This is a genomic window from Salisediminibacterium halotolerans (assembly GCF_003814815.1).
In the GTDB taxonomy this organism is placed as follows: domain Bacteria; phylum Bacillota; class Bacilli; order Bacillales; family Salisediminibacteriaceae; genus Salisediminibacterium; species Salisediminibacterium halotolerans.
The window spans coordinates 499,188-510,340 of record NZ_RKQQ01000001.1 but is presented as its reverse complement, the minus strand read 5'-3'; the positions used below and the strand labels follow the sequence as shown (position 1 = coordinate 510,340).

Here is an 11,153-nt window from a genome sequence, read left to right as displayed (position 1 = left end):
CCGCCGTAATTTTTTGCTGGAAAACGATCCGGTTTTGTGTTTATAATGGAGGGTATGAAAAACAGGAAGCGTAGCCAAGGTGCTGCTGACCTTGATGATAAAGCAGGATGAATGAGAGAAAGGAAGTGGAACGATGAAATACGCCGATTACACGGACGAACAACTACGTGAAGTCGCGATGCTCGACATCGCGCACGAAACGCTCCGCGAGCAGGGGAGCACATTGAACTATCACGATTTGTTAAAAAAGGTTGCAGAAGTGAAGGGTTTGACAGAAGAACAAACGACGAAGCGGATCGCGCATTTATACACGGAGATGTCGCTCGACGGCCGCTTTGTAAACCTCGGGAACAGCAACTGGGGGCTTCGCACGTGGTATCCGATTGACCAGACCGAAGAAGATATGTCCCACGACGCGATGAAAGAACGCAAGCAGCGTGCGAAAGATAAAGCTGAGGACGAAGATGTTTTTGAAGATGATGACCTCGGCGATTTTGATGAATTCGAAAATCTCGAAGATGAACTCGACAGTCTTGCTACTGAAGAAGATACCGATTTCGACGAACTCGATGACGAGACAGAATCATTCCCGGATGAAGTTTCTGAGGAAGACGACGAAGCGGACAGCGGTGAAGAAACCGAGGAAACTGCTGAATCGGATTCGCAAGATCCGGTAAATAATGAAGACGACGAATTATAATGTTTGCTTGACTTTTAGCACCGTCCGGGCTAGAATCGTTTTTGGGCTAAACTGAACGAAGAAAGAACACGCGCCCCCTCTATGTAAGATGATGGAGGGGGCGCGTTTTTTATTTTTATGTGTTTAACAGGCAAGCAAATTTTATAAAGCGAGGGATTAAGATGAAGAACACGAAATTTATCTTTGTTACCGGCGGCGTTGTGTCGTCGCTCGGAAAAGGGATTACGGCGGCATCGCTGGGACGGCTGTTGAAAAACCGCGGGCTGAAAGTAACGATTCAGAAATTCGATCCGTATTTAAACGTCGATCCGGGGACGATGAGCCCGTATCAGCACGGCGAAGTCTTCGTTACCGACGACGGGGCGGAGACCGACCTGGACCTTGGACACTACGAACGGTTCATCGACATTAACTTAAGCCGGTTCAGCAATATCACAACCGGAAAAGTGTATTCGTCCGTCATTAAAAAAGAGCGCCGCGGCGATTACTTAGGCGGGACGGTGCAAGTCATCCCGCACATTACAAACGAAATTAAAGACCGTGTCTTTCAGGCGGCGAAAGAAGGCGAGCCGGACGTGGTGATTACTGAAATCGGCGGGACTGTAGGCGATATTGAGAGTTTGCCGTTTTTAGAAGCGATCCGGCAAATTAAAAGCGATGTCGGCGGCGACAATGTCATGTACATTCACTGCACATTGATCCCGTTTTTAGGCGCTGCCGCCGAAATGAAATCGAAACCGACACAGCACAGCGTCAAAGAGCTGAGAAGCCTCGGCATTCAGCCGAATGTGATTGTGGTAAGGACTGAACGGGACGTTCCGGAAGATATGAAAGATAAGATCGCGCTCTTTTGCGACATCGATAAAAATGCTGTGATCGAGGCGCGCGACGCGGATACGCTCTATGAAGTGCCGCTGCACTTGCAAGAGCAAAAACTCGACCGTTACGTCTGCGATTACTTGAACATGCAGTGTAACGAAGCCGATATGACTGAATGGCTCGGGCTCGTAGACAGAGTCAAAAACCTCTCAAAATCGATTACCATCGGCCTCGTCGGCAAATACGTCGCGCTTCCGGATGCTTATCTTTCCGTTGCCGAAGCTTTGAAACACGCCGGCTTTGAGTTTGATGCGGATGTGTCGATAGAGTGGATTAACTCCGAAGAGCTCAGCGACGAAAATGCGGCAGAGCGGCTCGCCGATGTCGACGGCGTCCTTGTGCCGGGCGGATTCGGCGACCGGGGCATTGAAGGGAAAATCAGCGCGATTCGCTATGCACGTGAAAACAGCGTTCCTTACCTCGGCATCTGCCTCGGAATGCAATTAGCATCCGTCGAGTTTGCCCGCAACGTGCTCGGTTTAACCGATGCTCATTCGGCCGAATTGCATCCTGACACGCCTTATCCGGTAATCGATTTGCTTCCGGAACAAAAAGAGGTCGAAGATATGGGCGGCACGCTGCGGCTCGGTTTGTATCCGTGTAAGCTGAAACCCGGCACGCATGCGTATGACGCTTATACAGAACCGGTTATTTACGAACGCCACCGCCACCGGTATGAATTCAACAATGAATACCGCGAGCGGATGGAAGATAACGGGTTTGTCTTCTCCGGGGTAAGCCCGGACGGCCGTCTCGTTGAAGTTATTGAGCTGACGGATCATCCGTTTTTCATGGCTTCGCAATTTCATCCGGAATTTGCTTCGCGTCCGACACGCCCGCAGCCGCTGTTCCGTGAATTCATTCGCGCAGCATCCGAAAAATAACGACCAGCCCGCCCGGATAAGGCGGGCTGTTAGAGTATAGACAAAGTCATGACATCGTTAGATGTCCTATTAAAAGGAACGGATGACTACGCATCGTCCGGCTTCTTTCACCTGAAGGTATCACTGCGACATCGGCTCAATAAGACTTCGCCGTGTCTTACTAGTCCGCGGGCGAGCGCCGAGCCGCTTCGGGCTGACGCCCTGCAGGGTCTCGTCTATCTCGCTATCTACCACAGGCACCTGAGCAACATCGGCTCGACAAGACCTCGCCGTGTTTCCATCGCCGCTTGGAGAAAGCCGGGATGCTGGGTCATCCTCTTTTTTGAAGCGAGTGTATTGATAAAAAAGAAGCCATGCATCCACTCCTCCGACGCCTCCGGGAAAGCAAGAGACGAAGATCCGGATTCGGCGGTCTGAGGCCGCCGAATACTAGCTGAGTCCTTGCCCGGGGCAAGCGGAGGGTAGTGGATTCATGGCTGACACCAAAATAATCGTTTGTCGACAGATTAGAACAGCCCGCCCGGATAAGGCAGGCTGTTTTTTAATCGGTCTCGTCAATGTCTTCGAGAATTTCTGTCACGGCGAAATAAAGCGGATAGTAGAGATAGAGAGCGGCTAAAAGATGCGGCGTTCCGATCCGGCTTCCGTCGTCTTGCGGAATCAGCCCTTGTTTCACACCGTTGGATAATATAACATCCGCCTTATCCGTCCACGGAGCGCCGTGGTTTTCATCGAGCGGCGAGTCCGACGTGATCCCGATCAGGCGGGTTCCGGCATGATTCGCTGCCTGTACGAGGTTTTTCCCGGCCGGGCTTTGGCGGTCTGCACTGGCAAGGATGAGGGTGTCGAGCGGGCTGAGATGCGGGAGGTGATCGCTTGTCAGTTCCCGGCAATCTTTTAACGGATCGCTCCCGGATAGGGCTTGGACGCTCAGTCCGGCGAGATCGCCTTCGCTCCAAATATACAGGTCTCCATCGCTTGTGATCGCCTGGCAGATGATGCGGGCGGCGTCTTCAAGCGTGTCTTCGTCCGGTTCATTTTTCGCAAGCAGTCCTTGGAGTTGGGTGGTGAATATCTTCATGCTTTTCCCCCTTTCAAGTGAGTTGTTTTCGATTGTATTTGTTTCGGAAATTGTTTACAATGGTAAAAAATAGGTAAATAAAGGAGCGTTTGACTGCCATGAGTAAAACAGTGTTGGTTGTCGATGATCAGTTCGGGATCAGAGCGCTGTTGCGCCGGGTGTTTGAAAGTGAAGGCTATACGGTCCTCGAAGCTGCAAACGGCAACGAGACACTTCGCCTTCTGAATAATCAAACGATTGACCTTGTGATGCTGGACTTAAAGATACCCGGGATGAACGGCGTGGAAATTCTCCGGGAGATGCGTGAAGGCAAGCTGATGACGGATGTATTAATGATGACGGCATACGGCGAGCACGAGCTTATTCAAGAAGCGATGGCGCTCGGGGCGCGGACGTATTTAGCGAAACCGTTTGATATCAATGATGTGCGCGAACAAGTGCGCGAGCTGTTCGGCAAACATCCGCAATGATGAAACGACGGCAACTGTTTGAATTTTGTCGCCAAATCTACACGAAATTCTCATAATTCTCCGTGAAAAATCTGTTCAATATGCTATAATATTTTTGTGAGTCTGTGCGGCCGATGTTTTCTGCGTAAACGTCCGATGCATACGAAGTGCCGGATCCTGCGGGATTTGCCGTTTCGTATGCGTTTTTCGCGGGCCATTGACGTACAGATACATTCAGTTCGATAATTTTGAAGGAGGATTTTACACAATGCCTTTAGTATCCATGAGAGAGATGCTTAACACAGCAAAAGAACAGAGCTATGCAGTAGGTCAGTTCAACTTAAACAACCTGGAGTTTACGCAAGCAATTTTGCAAGCTGCCGAAGAAGAAAAGTCACCGGTTATTCTCGGTGTTTCCGAAGGCGCAGCAAAATACATGGGCGGCTTCTATGCCGTTGTTGACCTTGTAAAATCTTTGATGAACGCGTACAAAGTCACGGTTCCTGTTGCGATTCACCTTGACCACGGTTCTTCATTTGAAAAGTGTGTTGAAGCGATCCATGCCGGTTTTACATCCGTGATGATTGACGGTTCGCATCACCCGCTCGAAGAAAATATCGCGTTGACGAAAAAAGTTGTCGACGTTGCTCATACAGTCGGCGTTTCTGTCGAAGCAGAGCTTGGCCGCATCGGCGGACAGGAAGACGACATCGTTGTTGAAGACGCTGAAGCTGCTTATGCAATCCCGTCCGAGTGCGATGAGCTCGTGCGCGAAACAAAAGTTGACTGCTTTGCACCGGCGCTCGGTTCCGTACACGGCGCGTATAAAGGCGAGCCGAACCTCGGTTTCGACCGCATGGAAGAAGTGTCTCACTTGACAGGTGTACCGCTCGTTCTTCACGGCGGAACAGGCATCCCGACGCATGACATTAAGCGTGCGATCAGCCTCGGGACAGCTAAAATCAACGTTAACACGGAAAACCAATTTTCCGCTGCCAACACAGTGCGTAAAGTATTGGACGAAAATCCGGATCTTTATGACCCGCGTAAATACCTCGGGCCGGCGCGCGAAGCGATTAAAGCAACAGTGGTTGACAAGATGCGTGAATTCGGTTCTTCCAATAAAGCGTAACGCCGTAACAGCTGAAACACGGCAAAACAGTGTTTCACCGCCGTTTCGCTATGAAACACCGGTCTCCCCGGTGTTTCATTCTTAAAAAACTAGAAAGCGCTGTCACGTAATTTGAATCAAAGTGGAGGGGTAAGATGAAATTTTTCATTGATACGGCAAATATAGCGGAGATTAAAGAAGCACACGCACTCGGTGTGCTCGACGGTGTGACAACGAACCCTTCTCTTGTCAGCAAAGAAGGCGTTGACTTTCACGACCGGCTGAAAGAAATTACTTCGCAAGTCAGTGTTGAGTCGGTCAGCGCGGAAGTCATTGCCGCCGATGCAGAAGGGATGATCCGTGAAGGAAAAGAACTCGCTGCGATTGCGCCGAATATTACGGTGAAAGTTCCGCTTACGATGGATGGATTGAAAGCTGTTCGGACGTTCAGTGAATCAGGCATCAAAACGAACGTGACGCTGATTTTTTCCGCGAATCAGGCGCTCTTGGCCGCCCGCGCAGGCGCGACGTACGTCTCGCCGTTTGTCGGCCGGCTCGATGATATCGGCCACGATGGCATGGAAGTCGTTGAAACGATTTCGCAAATGTTTATCACTCACGGGATTGAGACAGAAATCATCGCTGCCTCTGTCCGCCACCCGCAGCATGTAACAGACGCCGCTCTCCGCGGCGCGCATATTGCTACGGTGCCGTTTAAAGTAATTGAGCAATTAACGAAACACCCGCTTACAGATATCGGCATCGAAAAATTCCTCGCGGACTGGAATAAGACGAACAGCTGATCAACACAGAAATAACGGGAGCGTGAAGACACCTTTTGTGATGCAAAGAGGTGTCTTATCGCGTTTTATAAATGCTAAAGGATGAGGATGGGAATGCAATGAATACATTAGTGATTGAAGGCGGGCGCCGTCTTGAGGGGACAGTCGAAATCAGCGGCGCGAAAAACAGTGCGGTCGCACTGATTCCCGCGACGATTCTTGCCGACGGGCCGGTGACGATTGATAATTTGCCGGAAATATCCGATGTCGGTATTCTCGCTGAACTCCTGCGTGATATCGGCGGCGGCGTAAGTCTCGGAGACGATACGTTGGCCGTTGACCCGAGAGAAATGTTTGCCATGCCGCTTCCGAACGGCCGGGTCAAACAATTGCGCGCTTCGTATTATTTTATGGGCGCGATGCTCGGTAAATTCGGCAAAGCGGTGATCGGCCTGCCTGGCGGGTGCGATCTCGGGCCGCGCCCGATCGATCAGCACATTAAAGGTTTTGAAGCGATGGGGGCGAAAGTCACCAATGAGCACGGCGCGATGTATTTACAGGCCGATGAACTGACCGGCGCGAAAATCTATCTCGATGTTGCCAGCGTCGGAGCAACGATCAATATTATGCTTGCCGCCTCAAAGGCAAAAGGCCAGACAACTATTGAAAATGCGGCGAAAGAACCGGAAATCATTGATGTGGCGACGCTGTTAAACAGCATGGGAGCGAAAATTAAAGGCGCCGGTACGAATGAAATCCGTATCGAAGGCCGAGAGGTGTTGAGCGGCTGCCGGCATTCAATCATTCCCGACCGGATCGAAGCGGGTACATACATGATTGCCGGCGCCGCTGCCGGCGGACGTGTGAAGGTAGATAACGTCATTCCGCTTCACTTAGAAGCCTTGAGTTCGAAGCTTCGCGAGATGGGCGTCACTGTGACAGAGTACGATGACGCTGTCGTCGTTGAAAAAAACAACGCCCTGTCGCCTGTCGATATAAAGACGCTTGTGCATCCAGGTTTTCCGACTGATCTCCAGCAGCCGGCAACCGCGCTGTTAACACAGGCAGCCGGTCCGAGTATGGTGACAGATACGGTGTACGGCGCGCGGTTTAAGCACATTGACGAACTTCGGCGGATGGGGGCAAAAATCAAAGTCGACGGCCGTACCGCGATGATAAATGGCGCCTCAACTTTACAGGGGGTCGCCGTCCGTGCAACCGATTTGCGCGCAGGAGCTGCGCTCGTCGTAGCCGGGCTGATTGCTGAAGGGAAAACGATTATTCACGATACGTATCATATTGATCGCGGCTACATGTATATGGAAGAAAAACTGCGAAAACTCGGGGCGTTCGTTTGGCGTGAAGAAACAGAAGCTCAATCTGAACAAACGGAAGCGACAGACAGAAAATCCTAATGATTCTTTAAGTAAATAAAAGGCTTTCAGCTGCAGGGGTCACTGCTTTTTCGTACAGATATCATAAAAGGGGGATTTTACGATGGAAAGAAGTTTATCCATGGAACTCGTTCGAGTGACAGAAGCGGCAGCGCTTGCTTGCGGCCGCTGGATGGGCCGCGGGCAAAAAGAAGAAGCCGACCAGGCGGCGACCGAAGCAATGCGCGATGTGTTCGATACGATCCCGATGAAGGGAACGGTCGTGATCGGCGAGGGCGAAATGGACGAAGCACCGATGCTATATATCGGCGAGACACTCGGCAACGGTTTCGGCCCGCGTGTCGATGTCGCTGTCGATCCGGTCGAAGGAACGAACATTGTCGCAAAAGGAACGTGGAATGCGCTTGCTGTTCTCGGTGTGGCGGATAACGGCCACTTGCTCCACGCGCCGGATATGTATATGGATAAAATTGCTGTCGGTCCGGAATCCGTCGGACTGGTCGATATCGATGCCCCCGTGAAAGCGAATATTGCCGCTGTGGCAAAAGCGCGCGGTAAAGATCCGGAAGATATCGTCGTTGCGATCTTGAACCGCCAGCGGCATGAAAAATTGATTGACGATGTCCGCGAGGCCGGCTCGCGAATCAAGCTGATGGATGACGGCGATGTTGCAGCAGCGATCAACACAGCGTTTGAAGATACCGGTATTGATATGATGATCGGCTCAGGCGGCGCTCCGGAAGGTGTGCTGGCCGCGATCGGTCTGAAATGCCTCGGCGGAGACTTTCAAGGCAAGCTGCTCCCGGAAGATGACGCACAGCTTAAGCGCTGTCAAGAGATGGGTATTGAAGATGTGAATAACGTTTTGCGGATGTCTGATCTCGTCAGCGGCGATGACGCAATTTTTGCTGCGACCGGGATTACAGACGGGGAACTGTTGCGCGGCATTCAATATAAAGGGACGAGCGGAACGACGCAATCGCTCGTTATGCGCGCCAAATCCGGCACCGTCCGGTTTGTTGACGGCAAACACGAACTAAAGAAAAAACCCGATTTTGTCATTCGCCCCTGATCTTTTCTGCATAACAGCGTCCGCCTGACATCAATGATCTTGGGCGGACGCTTGTGTTTCGCTGAAAAATATGCTTAGATGGAGGATGCAACCGCAGGATGCCGCAAATGCGTCCGTTTCTTCGCGGCTGGATCCGCCGTCATCACCACGCGTCTCTTCCGGAACCTCAACGTCTGATATTTCAATCAAACATGGTAAAATCGATAAGTAACGCGCGCTGCTGGATGGATCTGAATTTATTAATAAAAGGTGGTCTTACGCTATGGGTGTCTCGCTGCAGGAGATGGAGAAACTCACGCTTAAAGAATTATACAAACTCGCAAGCGAACACAAAGTTTCTTACTACAGCCAGCTCTCCAAAAAAGAGCTGATGTTTGCGATTTTTAAAAAGCAGGCGGAAAACGAAGATTTAATGTTTATGGAAGGTATTTTAGATATCGTATCGAGCGAAGGGTTCGGGTTTTTACGGTCGAATACGTATAAACCGAGTTCGCAGGATATTTATATTTCCGCTTCGCAAATCCGCCGTTTTCAGCTGAGAAACGGCGATAAAGTTTCCGGTAAAGTCCGCAAACCGAAAGAAAACGAACGGTATTACGGCCTTTTGCAAGTGGCGGCTGTCAACGGCGAAGATCCGGAAAACGCAAAACTTCGCCCGCACTTTCCTCAGCTGACACCGCTGTATCCCGATCAAAAACTGACGCTCGAACATTCGCCGAACATGGTCGCATCAAGAGTCGTCGATATGATTTCACCGATCGGTTACGGTCAGCGCGGACTTGTCGTTGCGCCGCCGAAAGCAGGCAAGACGCTATTGTTAAAAGAAATGGCAAACAGCATTTCGAAAAATCATCCGGAAATGGAGATTATCGTTCTGCTCATTGATGAACGGCCGGAAGAAGTGACCGATATGGAACGGTCTGTTGACGGAGAAGTCGTCAGCTCAACGTTCGATGAAGTGCCGGAAAACCATGTTAAGACGGCTGAGCTCGTATTGGACCGTGCGATGCGTCTCGTTGAAGCAAACAAAGACGTCGTCATTTTATTGGACTCGATTACGAGACTTGCCCGCGCTTATAACCTCGTGATTCCGCCGAGCGGACGAACGCTCTCCGGCGGGATCGATCCGGCAAGTTTTCACCGCCCGAAGCGCTTTTTCGGAGCGGCGCGAAACATCGAAGAAGGCGGAAGCATGACGATTTTAGCGACTGCGCTCGTTGAAACCGGTTCGCGCATGGATGATGTGATTTATGAAGAGTTTAAAGGAACCGGCAACATGGAGCTTCACCTCGACCGCAAATTGGCCGAACGGCGCATTTATCCGGCGATCGATATCCGCCGCTCGTCAACCCGGCGCGAAGAGCTCCTGCTTCCAGACGAGCAGATCGAAAACCTTTGGTCAATTCGCCGGACGATGAACGATCAGCCTGACTTTCTTGAACGTTTCTTGAAAAAAGTGCGCGATACAAAAACGAACGCCGAATTTTTTGCGGAATTCGCCAAGGAAAAGTCAGGAAAAGCCGGTCCGCGGCAAAAGTAACCGGGTCCGACAGAAAAAAGCTTGCAATCATCCGCGTCTGTTGATATAATTCTGCTATGTGTGAAAGGACACGACTATACTCTGTTTCGAAAGATTCAGGGCGGAAGGAGATGAAAGACATGAAAGAAGCAATTCACCCAACGTATCATTCCGTTGTATTCCGTGACACAAGCACGGGTTTCATGTTCTTGTCCGGCTCCACAAAAAGCTCCAACGAAACTGTTGAATGGGAAGACGGCAATACTTATCCTGTCCTCAATGTTGAGGTCAGCTCTGATTCCCACCCATTCTACACAGGCAAGCAAAAGTTTGCCGACGCTGGCGGCCGTGTGGACAAGTTCAAGAAGAAATACGGCATGGAATAAAACGATGTCAAAAGCAGGCGGAGATCTCTCCGGCTGCTTTTTTATGTTCTGTCTTAAGAAGAGCAAGCGTTCTGATTAAAAAATTTTGCCTCCCTTCTGTGAACGTCATAACACGCGTCACTCGCGTGATAACGCGTTTTTTCAGCCGGTTTGCACGATCGGAGAGAGGTGGCATCCGGCGATTGTTCGCACTATAATAGACAAGCGGCAATAAAATTTTTACCGGCCTGCGGGCTGATCAAATACAGATACGGGAGAGTCGTCTATGCAATTGACACGGAAAGAAGGATGGATCGAAGTTGTTTGCGGAAGTATGTTTTCAGGTAAATCAGAAGAACTGATCCGCCGGGTGAGACGGGCGAGTTTCGGCCGGCAGAAAATTCAAGTGTTCAAGCCGGAAATAGACAACCGTTATGCCAATGAAGAAATCGTCTCGCATAACGGCGCGAAAGTGTACGCTGAACCGGTAGCAGATGCTGTGGCGGTGCTGGAACGGGTGGAAAGCAACACGCAAGTTGTCGCAATCGATGAGGTGCAGTTTTTCGACCCGAACGTTATTGATTTGGCGACAAAGCTTGCCGATGACGGGGTGCGTGTCATCGTTGCCGGGCTCGACCAGGATTTTCGCGGCGAACCGTTCGGCGTCGTGCCTCATTTAATGGCTTTGGCGGAAACGATCACGAAGCTGCAGGCGATTTGTCTGTCGTGCGGATCGCCGGCAAGCCGGACCCAGCGTCTGATCGACGGCCGGCCCGCTTCGTATGATGATCCGATTATTCTCGTCGGCGCTTCCGAAGCTTACGAACCGCGGTGCCGTCATTGTCACGAAGTGCCGAACAAGCCGGATAACGAAGCGATTCGCAATGTCGGTTACACAACGAAGCCGCTGATATGAC

The 11,153-nt window shown here is 51.0% G+C and carries 12 protein-coding genes; 11 read left to right on the top strand and 1 reads right to left on the bottom strand.

What is annotated here, in order from left to right; translation table 11 throughout:
• Nucleotides 1-133: 133 nt before the first annotated feature.
• The 3 genes from rpoE to EDD67_RS02260 all read left to right on the top strand — a co-directional run bounded on the left by rpoE (nucleotide 134) and on the right by EDD67_RS02260 (nucleotide 2,880).
• Nucleotides 134-700, top strand: coding sequence for a DNA-directed RNA polymerase subunit delta (rpoE, locus tag EDD67_RS02270; protein ID WP_121440399.1), 567 nt, complete (start codon nucleotides 134-136; stop codon nucleotides 698-700).
• 161 nt (nucleotides 701-861) lie between these two features.
• Complete coding sequence (locus EDD67_RS02265) at nucleotides 862-2,463, top strand: CTP synthase (protein WP_121440398.1); 1,602 nt, start codon at nucleotides 862-864, stop codon at nucleotides 2,461-2,463.
• A 48-nt stretch (nucleotides 2,464-2,511) separates the two neighbouring features.
• Entirely contained in the window at nucleotides 2,512-2,880 is a 369-nt protein-coding gene (locus tag EDD67_RS02260) for a hypothetical protein (RefSeq protein ID WP_123875793.1), read from the top strand.
• 124 nt (nucleotides 2,881-3,004) lie between these two features.
• Here the strand turns inward: EDD67_RS02260 and EDD67_RS02255 are convergent, their stop codons facing one another.
• Entirely contained in the window at nucleotides 3,005-3,544 is a 540-nt protein-coding gene (locus tag EDD67_RS02255; protein ID WP_121439521.1) for a DUF2529 family protein, read from the bottom strand.
• Nucleotides 3,545-3,642: 98 nt separating this feature from the next.
• Here EDD67_RS02255 and EDD67_RS02250 point away from each other — a divergent pair, with 98 nt between their 5' ends.
• The 8 genes from EDD67_RS02250 (at nucleotide 3,643) to EDD67_RS02215 (ending at nucleotide 11,152) form a co-directional block, all read left to right on the top strand.
• Nucleotides 3,643-4,014 (top strand): response regulator, encoded by a 372-nt coding sequence (locus tag EDD67_RS02250; RefSeq protein ID WP_121439520.1) that lies wholly within the window; start codon nucleotides 3,643-3,645, stop codon nucleotides 4,012-4,014.
• A gap of 247 nt (nucleotides 4,015-4,261) precedes the next feature.
• Nucleotides 4,262-5,125, top strand: coding sequence for a class II fructose-1,6-bisphosphate aldolase (gene fba / locus EDD67_RS02245; protein WP_093071991.1), 864 nt, complete (start codon nucleotides 4,262-4,264; stop codon nucleotides 5,123-5,125).
• Nucleotides 5,126-5,259: 134 nt separating this feature from the next.
• Nucleotides 5,260-5,907 carry a fructose-6-phosphate aldolase gene (fsa, locus tag EDD67_RS02240; protein WP_093071990.1) on the top strand — a complete coding sequence of 216 codons (648 nt, stop codon included), beginning with the start codon at nucleotides 5,260-5,262 and terminating at the stop codon, nucleotides 5,905-5,907.
• A 98-nt stretch (nucleotides 5,908-6,005) separates the two neighbouring features.
• Nucleotides 6,006-7,301, top strand: coding sequence for a UDP-N-acetylglucosamine 1-carboxyvinyltransferase (locus EDD67_RS02235; RefSeq protein WP_121439519.1), 1,296 nt, complete (start codon nucleotides 6,006-6,008; stop codon nucleotides 7,299-7,301).
• An 82-nt stretch (nucleotides 7,302-7,383) separates the two neighbouring features.
• The gene (gene glpX / locus EDD67_RS02230) at nucleotides 7,384-8,352 is read left to right on the top strand and encodes a class II fructose-bisphosphatase (RefSeq protein WP_093071988.1); all 969 of its coding nucleotides are present in this window, start codon (nucleotides 7,384-7,386) and stop codon (nucleotides 8,350-8,352) included.
• A gap of 262 nt (nucleotides 8,353-8,614) precedes the next feature.
• Nucleotides 8,615-9,892, top strand: coding sequence for a transcription termination factor Rho (gene rho, locus EDD67_RS02225; RefSeq protein ID WP_093071987.1), 1,278 nt, complete (start codon nucleotides 8,615-8,617; stop codon nucleotides 9,890-9,892).
• A 119-nt stretch (nucleotides 9,893-10,011) separates the two neighbouring features.
• Nucleotides 10,012-10,257, top strand: coding sequence for a type B 50S ribosomal protein L31 (locus EDD67_RS02220; RefSeq protein ID WP_093071986.1), 246 nt, complete (start codon nucleotides 10,012-10,014; stop codon nucleotides 10,255-10,257).
• Between the two features lie 265 nt (nucleotides 10,258-10,522).
• Complete coding sequence (locus EDD67_RS02215; protein WP_121439518.1) at nucleotides 10,523-11,152, top strand: thymidine kinase; 630 nt, start codon at nucleotides 10,523-10,525, stop codon at nucleotides 11,150-11,152.
• The last annotated feature ends 1 nt before the right edge of the window (nucleotide 11,153 follow it).